Below are 385 nucleotides of genomic sequence, written 5' to 3'. Positions count from 1 at the left end.
GTCCAGGCCATGCCCGCGCTGTTCGAGGTTTCCGATGACCCGCTCGCGATGCTCGATCGGGTTGGCATCGTCGTATTTGAACTTGGCTTCCACCCGCAGTACCTCCAGGCGTATGCCGCGAATGCCGGGCAGCATGCGTCCGTACGGATCTTCGCCGACGGCGACGACCGCGTGGCGGCCTTCGGACTGGAAGTCGGCGAGTTGAGCGGCCAGGATCCGGGCCTTGCCCTCGGGATCGTCCAAAATCGTTGGGCGGCAGATGAACTGAACCGATGAATAGTAGCTCGTCGGCACGCCGTCCTCATCGGGGCCGCCGGCCTTGGCTCGCCAGTAGGTGGGGATGAACGCGTAGTCGCCGATCACGGTCAGGCGTACCTCGGTGGCT

The 385-nt window shown here is 64.7% G+C and carries 1 protein-coding gene; it reads right to left on the bottom strand.

Annotated features, from left to right (window positions below; all coding sequences use genetic code 11):
* Window positions 1–369, bottom strand: a 369-nt coding sequence (locus RNB18_RS53420) for an FMN-binding negative transcriptional regulator (RefSeq protein WP_311721233.1), incomplete at its 3' end; no start/stop codon positions are given.
* Window positions 370–385 lie beyond the last annotated feature (16 nt).

The organism is Streptomyces doebereineriae, from assembly GCF_031845645.1.
Taxonomy (GTDB): domain Bacteria; phylum Actinomycetota; class Actinomycetes; order Streptomycetales; family Streptomycetaceae; genus Streptomyces; species Streptomyces canus.
The sequence above is the reverse complement of the archived record's forward strand: the minus strand, read 5'-3'. Positions and strand labels throughout refer to the sequence as shown.